Origin of the sequence: Mycobacteroides salmoniphilum (assembly GCF_004924335.1) — a bacterium.
In the GTDB taxonomy this organism is placed as follows: domain Bacteria; phylum Actinomycetota; class Actinomycetes; order Mycobacteriales; family Mycobacteriaceae; genus Mycobacterium; species Mycobacterium salmoniphilum.
Genome location: NZ_CP024633.1, coordinates 4255061 through 4270622 on the forward strand (window position 1 = coordinate 4255061; position 15562 = coordinate 4270622).

13 protein-coding genes and 1 tRNA gene are annotated in these 15562 nt (G+C 62.7%); 6 read left to right on the forward strand and 8 right to left on the reverse strand.

Annotated elements, in window-relative coordinates:
* Entirely contained in the window at positions 1–2901 is a 2901-nt protein-coding gene (locus DSM43276_RS21045) for an MMPL/RND family transporter (protein WP_078328270.1), read from the reverse strand.
* Positions 2898–3329, reverse strand: a complete 432-nt coding sequence (locus DSM43276_RS21050; protein ID WP_078328347.1) for an MmpS family transport accessory protein — start codon at positions 3327–3329, stop codon at positions 2898–2900. The genes DSM43276_RS21045 and DSM43276_RS21050 overlap by 4 nt, the downstream gene beginning before the upstream one ends.
* A 155-nt stretch (positions 3330–3484) precedes the next feature.
* On the opposite strand from DSM43276_RS21050, the gene DSM43276_RS21055 reads away from it, so the two are divergent.
* Complete coding sequence (locus DSM43276_RS21055; RefSeq protein ID WP_078328271.1) at positions 3485–4153, forward strand: TetR/AcrR family transcriptional regulator; 669 nt, start codon at positions 3485–3487, stop codon at positions 4151–4153.
* Positions 4154–4173: 20 nt separating this feature from the next.
* Here the strand turns inward: DSM43276_RS21055 and DSM43276_RS21060 are convergent, their stop codons facing one another.
* Positions 4174–5328, reverse strand: a complete 1155-nt coding sequence (locus DSM43276_RS21060) for a serine hydrolase domain-containing protein (protein ID WP_234802948.1) — start codon at positions 5326–5328, stop codon at positions 4174–4176.
* Between the two features lie 209 nt (positions 5329–5537).
* Between DSM43276_RS21060 and DSM43276_RS21065 the strand changes: the two genes are divergently transcribed.
* From DSM43276_RS21065 to DSM43276_RS21080, 4 genes are all read left to right on the forward strand, one after another.
* A complete protein-coding gene (locus DSM43276_RS21065) occupies positions 5538–6149 on the forward strand; it encodes a TetR/AcrR family transcriptional regulator (RefSeq protein WP_157896019.1) in 612 nt (203 codons plus the stop codon).
* A gap of 93 nt (positions 6150–6242) precedes the next feature.
* Positions 6243–6689: a DUF3887 domain-containing protein gene (locus DSM43276_RS21070; RefSeq protein WP_078328274.1), complete on the forward strand. Its 447-nt coding sequence runs from the start codon at positions 6243–6245 to the stop codon at positions 6687–6689.
* A 228-nt stretch (positions 6690–6917) separates the two neighbouring features.
* Positions 6918–6991 (forward strand) — tRNA-Gly (locus DSM43276_RS21075).
* Between the two features lie 338 nt (positions 6992–7329).
* A complete protein-coding gene (locus DSM43276_RS21080; protein WP_211196740.1) occupies positions 7330–7848 on the forward strand; it encodes a hypothetical protein in 519 nt (172 codons plus the stop codon).
* A gap of 130 nt (positions 7849–7978) precedes the next feature.
* Here DSM43276_RS21080 and DSM43276_RS21085 read toward each other — a convergent pair whose 3' ends face one another.
* Positions 7979–8344, reverse strand: a complete 366-nt coding sequence (locus DSM43276_RS21085; RefSeq protein WP_234802949.1) for a hypothetical protein — start codon at positions 8342–8344, stop codon at positions 7979–7981.
* Positions 8345–8495: 151 nt separating this feature from the next.
* Here DSM43276_RS21085 and DSM43276_RS21090 point away from each other — a divergent pair, with 151 nt between their 5' ends.
* Positions 8496–9227 carry an LpqN/LpqT family lipoprotein gene (locus DSM43276_RS21090; protein WP_078328276.1) on the forward strand — a complete coding sequence of 244 codons (732 nt, stop codon included), beginning with the start codon at positions 8496–8498 and terminating at the stop codon, positions 9225–9227.
* A gap of 3 nt (positions 9228–9230) precedes the next feature.
* Here DSM43276_RS21090 and DSM43276_RS21095 read toward each other — a convergent pair whose 3' ends face one another.
* The 4 genes from DSM43276_RS21095 to DSM43276_RS21110 form a co-directional block, all read right to left on the reverse strand.
* A complete protein-coding gene (locus tag DSM43276_RS21095) occupies positions 9231–12284 on the reverse strand; it encodes an ATP-binding protein (protein ID WP_078328277.1) in 3054 nt (1017 codons plus the stop codon).
* A gap of 124 nt (positions 12285–12408) precedes the next feature.
* Positions 12409–13758 carry a neutral zinc metallopeptidase gene (locus DSM43276_RS21100; protein ID WP_234802951.1) on the reverse strand — a complete coding sequence of 450 codons (1350 nt, stop codon included), beginning with the start codon at positions 13756–13758 and terminating at the stop codon, positions 12409–12411.
* Positions 13759–13797: 39 nt separating this feature from the next.
* Positions 13798–14334 (reverse strand): anti-apoptotic protein, encoded by a 537-nt coding sequence (locus DSM43276_RS21105; RefSeq protein WP_078328278.1) that lies wholly within the window; start codon positions 14332–14334, stop codon positions 13798–13800.
* A gap of 158 nt (positions 14335–14492) precedes the next feature.
* Positions 14493–15479 (reverse strand): GNAT family N-acetyltransferase, encoded by a 987-nt coding sequence (locus DSM43276_RS21110; RefSeq protein ID WP_234802956.1) that lies wholly within the window; start codon positions 15477–15479, stop codon positions 14493–14495.
* Between the last annotated feature and the right edge of the window lie 83 nt (positions 15480–15562).

Genomic DNA, 15562 nt, shown 5'->3' on the forward strand with positions numbered 1-15562 from the left:
CTACAACCGGCCGTCAGGGGGCGAATGCGGTCCCGCATCCACTACAGGAAGCGGTGCCGTCGTCGGTTCCGGTGATTGAACGTCGCGGCCACGCCGAACGATTTCGAAGGTGTTGATCGGCCACCAGAACCAGCGCCCCAGTGCCGCGGCGATCGCCGGCGTCATGAAAGCCCGCACGATCAGCGTGTCGACGATCAGGCCGATACCGATGGTCATGCCGAGCTGACCGACCACGCGTAAGTCACTGACGATCATCGACATCATGGTGAACGCGAACACCAGTCCGGCGGCGGTCACGACGCGGCCGGTGGCGCCCATGCCGCGAATCATGCCGGTGTTGAGCCCGGCGTGGATTTCCTCTTTGAGTCGCGAAACCACCAACAGGTTGTAGTCCGAACCCACGGCCAGCAGGATCACCATCGACAATGGGATCACGATCCACTGCACACCCAGCCCAAGGATGTCCTGCCACAACAGTACTGACAGGCCACAGGCCGTACCCAGGGATGCGGCAACGGTGCCAACGATCACCAAGGCGGCCACCACACTGCGCGTGATCAGCACCATGATCACGAAGATCAGGATCATCGATGCGAGGATCGCGATCGCCAGATCGACGGTCACGCCGTCCTGCATGTCGGCATACATCGATGCGGTGCCGGCCAGTGAAACCTTCGCATTGGCCAGAGGTGTGCCCTTCACCGCGTCGGCGACAACACCTTTGATGTCACGGACGTGTTCAATGCCTTCGACCGACGCCGGGTCGCCCTGGTGGGTGATGATGAATCGAACCGCCTTGCCGTCCGGCGATACAAACATCTTGAGCCCACGTTTGAAGTCCGGGTTGGTAAACACGTCCGGCGGTAGATAGAAGAAGTCGTCGTTCTTGGCTTGGTCAAAGTAGAGGCCAATTTCCGTGGAGCCCTTGGCCAATTCTTGTTGTTGGGCCTGAGTGCCGGCCTGAGTGCTATGCATGGCGATCATGAAATCGCGCATCCTGCCCATCGAATCAATGGTCGTTCTCAGAACCGGCAGCATCTGGGGCATCAGCTGATCCATGTGATCCATATCGGCGACAAGGCCGCGCATCTGGTCGGCGAGCACGTCAACACTGTCCAAAACATCAAAGATCGACCGCAGCGACTGGCAGATCGGGATATCAAAGCAATGCTTCTCCCAATAGAGGTAGTTGCGCAGCGGGCGGAAGAAATCGTCGAAATTGGCCAGGTTGTCACGCATCTGCTGGATGGTTGCCTCCATCTCGTGAGTCCGGCCCACCATGCTGTGCATGGTGCCCGTGAGCTCCTGCATGATGCCGTACATCCGCTCCATGCTGGCGAGGGTCTTGCTCAGCTCGTCGGCCTGCTCAAGCATCTGGGCAGAGCTGTCGTTGTTGAACTTTGCGGCCTGCAGCGTGCCCGCATTCTGGGCACCGAGCAGGAACGGGATCGAGCTGTGTTCAATCGGCGCACCGAGCGGACGGGTAATCGTCTGCACCCGTTCGATACCGCGCATATGGACGATGCCCTTGGCCACCCTGTCGATGACGAGCATGTCTGCCGGGGTGCGTAGGTCGTGGTCGGCCTCCAGCATCAACAGTTCCGGGTTCATGCGGGCCTGAGAGAAGTGGCGGTCGGCGACATCCATCGCGCGGTTGGCCGGCATATCGGCGGGCGTGAACTTCTGATCGTTGTACTGCGGCACATAGGTCATCAGGCTGACGAAGCCGATGATCGCAATCATGCTGGTCACCAAGACAATCGGAATGGGCCAGCGCACCACCGAGGTACCGACCTTGCGCCAACCTGTGGTGGAGAGCTTGCCCCTGGGTTCGAGAAGCCCGAACTTCGAGGCCACCGTCAGGACGGCGGGCGCCAGCGTCAGCGCCGCGACAACGATCACCAGAACCGAGATCGCGCACGGCAAGGCCATGCTCTGGAAGTACGGGAGCGTGGTCATGCTCAGGCACATGCAGGCGCCGACAATGGTCAGACCGGATCCGAGAATGACGTGCGAGACGCCATGGTAGGCAATGTAATACGCGTCTTCGCGACTGCGTCCCTTTGATCTTTCCTCGTGATAGCGGCCGAATAGGAAGATCACGTAGTCGGTACCGGCAGCCAGTGCCAGCATCGTCACCATGCTCACCGCATAGGGGGTCAGACCGATAATGTTCAGGTAGCCGGCAGTAGCCGTAACGCCTTGTGCAGCAAACAGTTCCAAGCCAATGATGACCATGGATATGAGCATCGTGACGATGGAGCGGTAGATGAACAGGATCATCACGATGATCACGCCCACTGACACCAATTCCATCGTCGCCATGCTTTGGTGACCGGCAACCTGGGTGTCGGCGTTCAGCACGGAGGTGCCGGCGATATGAGCCTTGATGCCCTGCGGCGCGGGCACGGAGCTGACAATCTCGCGCACCGCGGCGACAGACTCGTAACTGGCACTGGTGCCCTGTGATCCGTTGAGGAAGATCTGCACATAGGCGGCTTTACCGTCCACACTCTGCGAGCCCGCCGCGGTCAACGGATCACTCCAGAAGTCCTGGACGTTCTGCACGTGCTCGTGATCGGCCTTGAGCTTGGCAACGATGTCGTCGTAGTACTTGTGCGCGGCATCGCCGAGTTTGTCGTCGCCTTCCAGGACGACCATCGCCGAAGAGTCCGAGTCGTACTGCTGAAACACCTTGCCGATGTTCAGCATCCCCTGGTACGACTCCGAGTTCTGCGGGCTCAGCGGCACGGACCTGCTGGCCGCCACTTCGTTGAGCGACGGCGTGACCGTGCCCAGGACGACCGCCAGCCCGACCCAGAACAAGATGATCGGCAGGGAGAAGATCCGGATCAGGTGGCCGACAAACGGCCGGTGCGGCTTCGCGTGCACGTTGCTCATACGGATTTCACCAAGCAGTAGATGAACGGTTTGACTTGGTCCGTGCTGGATCGGTCGTCACGCACGCCCCCATCGACCGTCACGCGGCACCCAAGACCGCTGACGTTGCGATCGCCTTGGGCGACGATGTTGGCCGACATGGACGGCATGGTTGTCACGATCGTGAAAGACCAAGGGAGTGGGGCATTCTCAATGAGATGGGGTTGCCCGTTCTCATCGAGGTAGTTGAGGTTCGCAGTGCCGCCCGACCCGACGACCTCATAGGTGATGTGCTTCGGGTTGAAGTTCGCGGTGATGCCCGATCCCTCGCCCGGCTTGGGAGGAGGCGGATTTATGGAGCTACGGATCTGCGAGATCGCGTATCCGCCAATCCCGACGACGACTGCCAGCAGCAGCGGAATCCAGAACCGCTTCAACAGTCGATACACCGTGCGCATCCCCTTCCGCACCTGCCGATGAGGCGACTACCGAAGGACCGGCGACACCACTTTGTGTACCGCCGGTCTATTACGGCGGGAACCGTACCACGGTAATAGACCGGCGGTTCACTATGAGGTGACCGGCGGCGCACTAACATCGGGCCATGACCTTCCGGCGCGCACGCAGTGAGGAGCAGCGCGAGATCCGCCGGCAAGCCATCCTGGAAACCGCATCGTCGATGCTCAGCGACATGCCGGTCAGCCAGATAACCCTCAATGAGCTGAGCCGACGCACCGGCCTGGCAAAGTCGGCGATGGTCCGCTACTTCGAGTCCCGCGAGGCCGTATTGCTGGAATTGCTCGATGGCGCGCTGCGGTGCTGGGCAACCGAAATTGTGGCGGAGCTCTCTCACGACACGCACTCCGGTACCGCGCAGGAGAGAGCCGACCACCTGGCCACCCTGCTCAGCAGGTCGCTGCGGCAGCACGCGGTGCTGTGCGACTTGATGACCGCTCAGCCAGGCGTACTGGAGCAGAATGTCGCGGACGAGACGCTGCTGTGTTTCCGGCGATCCGCCCGCGACAGCATCACCGCGCTCACTGCGGCCATCCGCAGCTACATCCCCGAGCTCGGTGAAGATGCCCAGAGCGTGTCCCTGTCCATCCTGGTCACGAGCTCCGCGCTGTGGATGTACGCGCGACCGTCAGCCAGCGCCATCGCCGCCATTGAGGCCGACCCCACACTGGCAGATATCCATTTGAACTTCGACGCCGACCTGGAATCCATGCTCGCCCGACTCATCGCCGGCGCCCTGGTGAAGCGCAGTTCCTGATCGCCTGTCCGTCCCAGATCTCAGCGTCGAGGTACGGCTCGGGCCGCGAGCGGAACGAGCCACAGGAACGCGAGTAGGTCGAAAAGTAGGGTCGACGGCAGTCTGTTGTGCACCAGCGCTATCGACAACTCACGCGTGGGATCTGCCCACCCGAAGCACCCGTTCAGTCCCACATGGCCGAAACCACTCGACAGCAGAGGCAGCGGCATCGAGTGAAATCCCATGTGCCACATCATCGGAACGTGTAGGACGCCATCGACACGAAGACTTGGCTTTCGCGTGAAGGAGGCTACCGCGGACGGCGACAGTAGCCGCACGCTATCCACACTGCCGTCGCCTGCCACCGCCGCGTACAACTTGGCCAGCGACTCCGCTGATGCCACGGCGTTGACAGCGGGCATCTGCGCATCGAGGGCTACGGAGTCGGCGTCCACAATCGCCTGGGACATACCGGGACCGGCGTAGAGACTGCCCGCCAGTGATCTGACGAAACCGGGGCCGCGCGCGACACGAGCAAGCCAGCGTTCCGAGAAGACCCTGGTGAAACCGCCTATCGGGTCCACGAATTGCGCCAGCGGGATGCCTTGTAGCCCCGGTGGGCGACCCAGGTGCAACTCGGCAAGACCCAACGGCGCAGCCAGTTCTTGGGCATAGAGGTCGCGCATATCTTGCCCGGTAACCGCTCGTGCCAGACCGGCGAGCAGCCAGCCGATGGTCAGCGCGTGATAGGCCGGTTTTCCGGCCAAGCGGTCCAGGGGTGCCGCGGCCAGACGCTCCTCCATCAGACGGTGATCGAGCTCCTCCTCGAGACTCTCGGCTATTCCGACGATTTGCGATAGTCCGGCCGTGTGGTTGAGCACGGCACGTACCGTCACGGCGCCTTTGCCGTTGGCGCCGAACTCGGGCCAGTACTGCGCCACCGGGGCGTCATAGTCGATCAGGCCGCGGTCGGCGAGACGGTGGATGACCAGGGACGAGAGCCCTTTGGATGCCGAATAGATGACGCCGGACGTCTCCGGCAACCACGGACGGGTGCCGGCTCGGTCGCTGGTACCCGCCCAGAGATCGACAACCTTCTCACCCCGGTAGTAGACGGCCAAGGCCCCGCCGCCACGCAGCCGGTTGCTAAAGAGCGCATTAAAGGCCTTGCCCAACAAGCGGAATCTATTGTCCACCAATAGCTCCCGAGGGGCTCGGGGTGCGATCCCCGGCAGATCGGGAGAAAATTCGGGCTCGGATGTCATCTACTGACCCAATCGATTGATGAAGGAACTTCGGCGGTCCTGCCACATCAGCTTTACCCGAGAGTAAAGCTAGTGAGATGTTCCGTCAAGACTGCTCACAGGTGCCGGATCACGGAAGTCATTCATGCCATCCTGTGACGATGCCACCCACCCATCGCAGGCCGTCCGATGACGAGCTGCTGGACGGCGCCCGTGACGTATTTGCCGAATATGGTTACCAGGCAGCGAGTATGGCCGAGATTGCCCGGCGTGCGTCGACCACAAAGCCGACGTTGTACGCACATTTCGGGTCGAAGGAGGCGATGTATTCGCTGGTCTTCCAACGCGAGGCCCAGGCCATTCAGAATCACCTGTTCGCGGTGTACGAGAACCTGCCGGAGGGCGACGTCGAGGGGTGGGTGAAGACGGCACTGGACGCCGGAATGAGCTACGTCGCTGACAATCCCACCAGCTTTCGCGTCTTGGTTGGTACCTCAGAGGCCGGGACTCCGGCGGCCGAATCGATGCGGTCGATGCTTGACCGCTTCATTGATCGAATCGCCCAAATCGTCGATGACGCGGTCCGTCGTCGCGGCGCCGTACCGGCGCTACCGACGCGAACGGTGGCGGCGATGGCTGTTGCGAGCGGTCTGGAAGCGGCGCGTCAGGGAATCCTTGTCGACGGGCTCAGTCCCGCGCATGCCGCCGAGCTGGCGACCGCCTACATCGCGGGCGGAATAGCCGCGATAGAAACAAGACTGCTGACCAAGTAGCGTCCGCGAGCCCACAACGGCCACCCATCGTGTTTCGCTGAGGCGGCAAGCCTACGGAGTACGCCGACACACGATGGGGAGTACCGTCGGCCTATGCGGCAAACACAAAGGCTCCGTAGCTTGCAGCCGCGAGCACTGGCGACTCTGGCAGTGCTCGGCGCTCTTGCCATGAGTACGAGCGCCTGCGGTGGGGCGGACACACCACCAGCGAGCACTGCCGGTAGCCCGGACAAACTGGCATTAGCAACACTGGATCAGATCGTGCAAGGCGACAATGCAGCCGCCACCGCCCATTTCGACCAGACCATGGCGGATACGCTGTCGGCTCCTGCCCTGGGGCAAGCATGGATCACCTACCAAGAACTGCTGGGCACATACCAATCACACGGTGATCCGCAAGACGTCCAACGCGGAGAGCTGACCGTGGTCAACGTGCCGCTCCAAATGGAACACGCGCCTGGCCAGTTCAGGCTGACCGTGCACCCCGACGGCACCGTCGCAGGTCTGTACTTCCTCAAAGAGGGCGTCCCCGTACCCTGAACTCGTCGGTCACACACCAGCCCCGACCAGCGAACAGCTCCCCAAGCATCTCGCTTCTGGGCCAGCGGGGGTCAACACCATCCCTGATACACTCCCGTCGCAGTCTGAAACGCGAGAAAACACCAACACTCGGTGGCATTTTCTCGCGTTTCATCGCCGCAGCAACACCGCAGACCGGTACGAAAACACCTGGCAGGGATTGTCATCAGGGTTTTCATCTAGTCTCCCGCCGATGTAGTTCAATGGCAGAACATCAGCTTCCCAAGCTGAATACGCGGGTTCGATTCCCGTCATCGGCTCCATAAGTGAGCGGCGGTAACGCCGTTCGATCCTGTTGGACCGGGGCCCTCAGGGTCGCCAAAGATCACAAGTCAGATGACACTCTTGTCGGCCGTCGAGTGATGCCCCCGCTCTCTTACGGATGGGCTTTGCCGTACTCCAGAACGGAGAGTACCGCCCCCATCTGGGGGGTTCCGAGGAACACGGGGGCGGCACCAGCGATGATCCTGGCAGATTGCTGACCGATTCGCCCAATCCACGCGCGACACTCACAACTAGGAGCAACTAAACCGATCTAGCAAACATTAGATCCTGGACAAGTGCAGGTGCGATGTGTGCAGTACTACAAGACGGGATGCCCATGACGATTACCCCCACAGTCCGTCGGCGATCCGCTGTTGTGGCGGTCGCGTTGACGGCCGTATTTCTGAGTTGCTGCGCTAGCCCGCCCAACGCGACTGGAGTGCCAGACGGTGATCGTGATCTCTGGTGGCTGGTAGATCAGGCCGAACAGAACGTCCCGCTGACGATTGATAAGACCCAGGACATCCTCGGCATACCGCTCAAACAGGTGAGCGATCAACGGTGGCGTGGCGACAAGTCGGTTGAATTGAGTTCAAAACTCACCGTGCAGAACGTCGAGTCCTTCGCGAATGACAACGACAAACAGCGACTCACATTTTTCATGGTGTCAACCCGGCCATGCATCACAAAGGCCGATGTCGAATCCAGGTACAGCACCCTCGAGCGATACTACGTATCACCGCACAATCCCCACTTCAAAGAGGGCTGGGCGCAAAACCGGGCGTGGGGAAAGCTCATTTTTCTGATCGGCCGCGGCTCGGGCTGCGTCGCGGAAGTCTCACTAGTCGACAGATAGCAGAACTGTGCCTCTGGATAGCCGTTAGGCGATCCCGCAGCACCGCGTCCGTATGAGCCACCGGAGGGGCTTGATCGGACGTTGCCTTCCCCAGCTGAATACGCGGGTTCGATTCCCGTCGTCGGCTCGACTAGTTCCGGTACTTCCTCATGGTGGCTTCGTACTCCTCGGGATTGGTGCGCTTGACCCAGGCGCGCACCGGCCAGAACAGCACCCACAGCACCCCATACCCCGCCCAGTAGATGGGCAGCATGATCATCAACGCGAAGAGCCAGCCCGGATAGATCAAGATCAAGCAGAACTGTGCGAACTGCTTGATCCCCACCGGCTGTCCCTCGGCCATGGAGATCAAGAACCCGGGCCGCATAGCCTCCAGGATCCATTTGCCGGCGGGCTTCTGCGTGGTGGCCGCGCCCTCGATCTGCGCGGAGGTCTGCTCGGAGGCTGTCGACACAGGCTCGATACCCGCGGATCCGGTGGGCTCATAGGCGGTCATGTCATTGACGCTAGGTACGCACGTTGGAGATCCATTGAATGCCTGCACACAGCACCCGGACGGGGTCCAACCGATTTCCAATCACCCCTTCTTATGGTGACGTTCCCTGGACGCGCGCGGCGTCCACCGGTCAGATGATCAGGAGAACACCATGCGCACGGAGCGCCCCCCGGTAGCCCTTGCATTCGCGGCACTGTGTCTGTCCGTCACCCTCGCCGCGTGTGGCGGCGGTTCCAAGGACAACGCGGCGACGTCGTCGTCATCGAAGAGCTCGTCCTCATCCACTACTACCTCGGCGGTGGCCCAGCCGGACAAGAGCAAGTTGGCACCACGCAATCTGCAGAGCAAGGCCGGTGCGGCCAACTACACCATCGCCGACTACATCAAGGATCAGCGCATCACCGAAACACCTGTCCACCAAGGTGATTCGGGTGCGCCACAGGTCGATATCCAGTTCCCGGACGGCTGGGTCAGCGCCGGGCCCGACACACCGGACTACGCCTATGGCGCGATCGTGTACACCGGCCCTGAGGCACAAGGGGCCAACTACACCCCCAACATCATCGCGATCCTGTCCCGGCTCGAGGGCAATGTCGACCCCCAGCAGCTGCTGACACTGGCCGGCGGTGAGATGAAGAACCTCCCCGAATTCGTGCCCGTCGGTGACGGATCCGCCGAGGTATCTGGATATCCCGCCTATCGGATCGCGGGTTCCTACAACCTGGAGGGCATCAAGGCCGCCTCCGGCCAAGAGACCGTGTTGATCACAAGCAACGGCGCGCTGTACATCCTGCAGATGAACGCCACCAGCAACGAAGAACAAAGCGATGCGCTGTTCACCGCCATGAGCGCCATCGACAAGTCGATCACCATTACCTCCTGACCATCACCTGCTTACGGGTGCCAGCCTGCGCGTGATCTGATCGTCCCAGGCATGCTCGCCGGTCACCTGCGCGATCGAATGCGCACGGGTGAGCAGGTCGTGTGCGTGCTGGATGCGTTTGTGCCGCTTCTCGATATCGGCCATGAGGCACAGCCAGAACGGCATCATGACGGTGCTGCCGTCATAGGAGATGGCATCCAGCGCTTCAAATGCCTCGGCCACCAGATCCTCCCCGGTGCTCAAGGTGCGCGCCCATAGACTCACCAGCCGGGCACATCCGGCCCACTGATGCGCCCCGGCGGCGGCCATGTCGTTGTAGATGGTCTCGGCCTCGCCCGCGATGCCGTCGTGAATGCCGAGGATCGCATCCACCTCTACCAGGGCGAGTTTGGCTGCCAGCACATTGAATACATCGCCGTGCGACCGCGCGAGGTCCAGGCTCAGCTGGCAGTTGCGCCGAGCGGCCTCGCGATCGCCACGGTTGGCCTCGGCGACCGCGACAAAGCAGTACGCGCGTGGATGCAGAAAGTGCAGCGGATCGGCGACGGTCACCGGCGCGGGAAACGTCGCGAACATGCTCTTGGCGGTGGACAGCGTGTCCTCGAACTCGCCGCGCAGACCGTGAATCATCATGCGCACAAAGTGACTCGCCTCGCCGATGTCCGAGTCACCGGTCGCCGCATGCCGATCATCGAGGCCCTTGGCCATCACCTGCGCCTCATCCAGCCGACCGCGTGCACACAGCATCATGATCTGTAACACGATGGCGCCGTAGAAGTTCCGGCCGCTGCTGGCACTGCCGAGCTCGAAGGCGCGCTGCACCGCGTCCAGGGCGGGCTCGCTGGAGTGTCCTTCACGGATGCCGCGTGCCCCGGCCAGGTGCAACCACAGGGTCGCTTGGCGTCCCAGCAGCTCCGGCTTGGGCGGCAGCCGTCGGCAGATCGCTATCGCATGGTCGCAGAGGACGGTGACATCCTCGTACGCCGACCGGTCCACGGCCCGCTGCACCACGCTCTCGTGGATTTCCAGCGCGGTGTGCGGGTTGATTTCCACCCCGGCGCGCCAGGCATGATCGGCCGCGGCAATGGCCTCCTCATAGGCCATGGTGACAATGCCTGCCGACTGGCTGCGGGCGATCGCGGCGTGGGCGTTCATGCGATCTGTGCCCATCGTGTGCGCCAGCACCGCATCCCGAACGAGGCCGTGGCTGAAGCGGTACACGCCCGGGTTACCCGGCACCTCGTCGAGCAACCCGGTCTCGTAGGCGGGACGCAGGCGCCGCTGCACCACCGACACCGGCAGATCGACGATGTCGGACAGGGCTGCCACATCGAAGACCGGGCCCAGCACGGCCGCCACCGACAGTGTGTGGCGGCAGGCCGTGTCAAGGACCGACAGCCGTCGGCCGACCGCGGCCGAGATGGCGTCCGGCACCGTCACTCCATCGGGCACCAAGGTGCTTTGGGAACGAGTCTTGGCGTCGAGAACGCGGACGAACTCCGTGATGTACAGCGGATTTCCGCCGGTGTGCTCCCAGATCAGGTTGGCGTTCACGGTCGACGGCGCTGAGCCCGTGAGGATCTCGACAAGGCCGGCGGTCGCGTCAAGGTCCATCCCGTCCAGATGAATGGTGGTGGTCGCGCAGCTCCGCACCACCCGTTCAAAGGAACTCCGGTTCACCGGCCGGTCACTGCCGAAGTAGGTCCAGTTTCCGATCACCTGGATGGGCAGCCAGGGCAGCTGTTCCTGCAGCAGGATCAGTGCATTGCACGACGCCGGATCGGCGCGCTGAACATCGTCGAGCACCAGAAGAAGTGCTTGGGCAGAGGATAATTCGCTGAGCGCCGTGACCAGACCTTCCACCAGCTGAAACCCGGAGGCGGCGGCCCGGGCCTGCGGGGCCGGGGCGTCCGTACCGTTCCATTCGGGCACCAGCGCGTCCACGACACCCGGTGCCGCGCGCACCACCGACTCGCGTGCCGACGGCCCCAGCGCACGGCCCAGCCGCCGAAGAATCTGAATCCAGGTCCACAGCACCGGCAGCCGTATTCCCATCGGATGGGTGGCCCATGCCGTGGCCAGCCCATCGGCACGGGCTTGTTCCGAAACGGCCTGCGCCAGCGATGTCTTGCCGATCCCGCTCTCCCCGGCGAGCAGAACCAGGCCACCGGATCCGTCTCGGGTCCGGCCCACCGCATCGGCGATGACGGACAGCTCCGCGTCCCGCCCGACCAGCGACTCCCGTTTCCCGGGCCGGGAGCCGGTCGTGGTCATCCGACGCCCGGCCAGACTGACCTTGAGCTCGGGAGCGTCGCGGGATATCTGGCGGTACAGGGTCTGCAATCCCTCTCCGGGCCGCGTTCCGATCTCGCGGTCGAGAATGACGCGCGCCCGGTCGAACGCGCGGATGGCCTCGGTGGTGCGTCCCGCCCGGTACAGCGCCAGCATGAGGTGCCCCCAGAGCCGCTCGTGCAATGGCTCCTGCGCGAGGGCTTCCTCGATCTCGGGAATGCAGGCTCCGCCGTCACCGATCTGCAGCAGCGCGTCGAACCGCGCCTCGATCGCGGTGGTGCGCAGCGCCGCGTATCGCTGGGTGTCCGCATGCGCAAAATCGTGGTGAGTGAACTCGCCGAACGGATCGCCCCGCCACAGTGCCAGCGCAGCCCCGAGCGTGTCCGCCGCCGATCGCGCCTCACCCCTGATCAGCGCGCCGCGCCCGTCGTTGACCAGCCGCTCGAACTGGTGCAGGTCGACGGTATCGCCGGGCAACACGTTGAGTTGATAACCGTGCTGTCGCGATTCGAAGCGGGGGCCACCGGACTCGGTGCCCGATGTGAGCACCCGGCGCAGGTTTGCGACGTAAGAGCGAAGGGAAGCAACAGATTTCGCGGGCGGATCGTCCGCCCAGATAGCGTCGGCCAATCTGTCGATGCTCACGACGGTGCCGTGACTAGCCAGGAGCACAGCCAGCACGCATCGCTGCTTCGGCCCCCCGAGCGACGGGACACAACTGTCGACGTGGGCTTCGATCCCACCCGACAGGAAGTACCCGACCATTAACCCTGACTATCGGCGGCTGTTCTCACGCGCTGAGACGATACTCCGAGGTCAGGCGATTGGCGGGCCAACGCGATCTTGAATTCGCGCAAGTTCGAAACTGGGGTTACCCGCGATACTTCTCTCAGTTCGCCAGACAGCTCTTGGCGCCGTTGTACACACCGTCGCGGTACGCGTCGACACGATCCGAACCCTGCCCCTGCCGTTCCACGTCGCCCGATCCCCGGAAGATGAGCAGCGCCGACACCGCCTTGTCCAGGTCGCCCGGAGACAGCCGGTAGGCGCTGCCGGGGCGATCCTCCAGCAGGATGCTCGCCGCCCACGCCCCGGCGAGGCAGTCCGCGCGCAGCGATACCTTCTTGTCGGCGGAGTCCTGTCCCATCCTGGTGAGAACGGCCAGCCCGTACTGCGTCGCGATGAGCGTGGCCACCGCGAAATCCCCGCCCTGACTATAGATCTGGGGCATGAACCCGGCGGCGTCGAATCCGACGTAATCCTCGGGGACACAATAGAACAGCACGTAGCCCGACGTGGATTGACGGCCACACGCGGGCGCCTCCGACGGATGGAACGCACGCATCGGCTGCAGCGGAACCCAGGGCTCACCGGTGAGTCTCGGATAGACCTGCGTCCAGTAATCCTCGAGGTCTACCGGGACACCCGCCACGATGTCCTCGTAGGGGGCGTTCCCCCCGGCCGCCGCGTCGGCAGCATTTCGGAATGGAACCTCCACCACCACGGGATCACCGTTGCGATAGCCCTTGCACGCCTGGACTCCCTTGTCGAAACCGGTGCGAAACGAGTTGACTCTGTCGAATCCGCTGCCGTGAGCACTCGGATCGGCCTTGGCGGTGCCCGGTTCGTCACGCAGGAACAGGAACCCGGCCAACGCCCGGTCCAACTCGTCGTCGGTGGGCCTGAAGGTCTCGGCCTTCGCGTGCGCCGTCCACGCCCCGGCGAAGCAGTCGGCCTGTATCTCCTTGGTCACCGTCGCGCCCTCGAAGCCGGCGCGTGCCTGTATCGCATGTCCCCATTCGTGCGCGAGGACCACCGGTATCACGAAATCCCCGAATCGCTTGCGTAGATCCGGAAGTAGCCCTTCTGCATCCCATGCGACATTGTCGGCCTTGGGGCAGTAGAACGCGTTTCCCGCAACATCGGCTGCTGCGGCAGCGCACGGAGGCAGGTCGCCCGAGGACGGCGTCACGGCGAAGAAGCCACCCGTGACCGGCGTGTACTCCTTGCCGTAGAGCTTGGGGAACTCACCGCCCCAGAAGTCCTGAAGATCCGAGATCGACTGGAGTGCAATCTGGTTCACCGGAGCGGATGCATCGCCGTGTATCTGCACGGTCGACGTCGGTGTCACCGTCGAGGTTTTACCGACGATAGTGTCCGATTTCGCACACCCAGCACCCACTAACGCGACCGCCGAAACCACCGCCAGCGTCCTGGACATCACTCCAACCGTTCGCATCTCATACTCCCTAGGTGATCGAATGACCTTGTCGGACCATTACTTAGGCTGTTCGTCGACCTTGAAGTTGTAGCGGACGTCTCCACCCTGGACATCGGTGACCGTCACGGTCACGCCGTAGGTCTGCCCCTCGTCCTTGATCTCGCATCGCAGCGTCGCGCCCGTGAAACCCTTCAGGTTGTCGGGGCACGTCACCGAATCCGGTTTGTGGAACTGCTGCGTGATCTGATCGTTGATGCCGGCGGCGACGGCCTCTTTGTCGAGCGTCTCGACCATGTCGAAATTGACACTGTCACCCTTGATCTGGGTGACGGTCACGTTGACGTTGTAGGGCTTTCCCTTGACCTTCATCTGACAGTTGGTCTGCGCCCCCACTTCTGCTTTCAGCGCATCCGGGCATGCCACCGTCTCGGGCTTGTTGCCGTCCGCATCGGTCATCTTTGCCGTGATCTGGCCGATGACATCCGACTTCTTGACATCTCCCGAACCCAGGGAGAAGGAACAGCCCGGCAGACCAGCAATCAACCCGGCTCCGAGACCGGATACGAGTAGTGCGCGTGTGACGGAGATGGTCATGACACCCCTTCCTGTACTGAGCGATCCCCGAACCGCATCACCGTGGCGCGCAGCGACGTCCGCGCCGCCGACACACACCGATCTTGCGCAGCGCCGTTGGAAATTGATTGGACCGTCGGTTGGAGATCGTTAGGAAGCCGGTTCGGTCGAGTGCAGCGTTAGAACTGCTTCACCAGACTGACCGAGCGATTGACCTCCGAGAACCCCAGCCCCTCATAGAGTCCCACGGCACCGGTGGGGCTATCCGCGTCAACGTCAAGAACGGCCCGCTCAAGCCCTTCGTTTTTGTAGGTACGCATGGCGTACGTCAACACCGCCTGCGCGAGTTTGCGTCCACGCCAGTCGCGCCGGACACCCACCAAGTCGATGAACCCGAACGAGTAACCGTTCGCCTCCCACTCCTCCTCATTGACCTCACTGAGCAGGTACGCGGCGACGGTATCCTGTCCCGCGGCATCACGTGCGACGACGACGAATGAGAGGTCAGCGCGGAACGCCTTCAGCCTGTGGTCCGATTCCCAGTCCACGCGGGCGATCGGCTGGCTGCCCCAATGATCACGGAACGCCTCGTTGTGGGCGTCCCGGGTTGCTTCAGACCATTCGGGACCATAGGTCTCGATCCGCATGCCCTCAGGAAGAGTGACGTCAGGGATGGGTTGACTGAGATCGCGCTCGAGCTCATGCCACCACCTCACCGATTCGTATCCGTTGCGGTGGAACAAATCGATCGTCCAGACAGCGTGTTCCTCCGCGAGTCCGGCGAGCCAACCAGGCAAGCATTCATCCGATTCCACGAGATGCTGCAGCCCGCGCTGCTCCTGCCAACGGAGCAGACTGGTCCCGATTCCTTCGCCGCGCCGGTCGGGATGAACGGTGCCATCCAACGTCACCCATACGACAGTTTCATTGCTGGACTTCACGGTTGCCGAGCCGAACGCAACCGCTCGCCCCGATTGGTCGACGGCGATGACCGAGTCGAGCGCCGGATCGAAGTCGTCGTCATCGAATTCTTCTACGAGTTCGTCCATCATGACCAGACTCGTGGGGTGATCAATCGCTCCCGAGGCTCGCCAGAGGTCGAACAGCAGCGGTATGTCATCTTCGGTTGCTACCCGCCACGTCAAGTCATCTCCGGCGCTTGGCATTTCCACCACGGCCGGGGCACTGACTCGTTCGCTCAGCGGGATGGGTGACGCGTGCAGCTCTTTGGACGTCATCGGTCCAATCT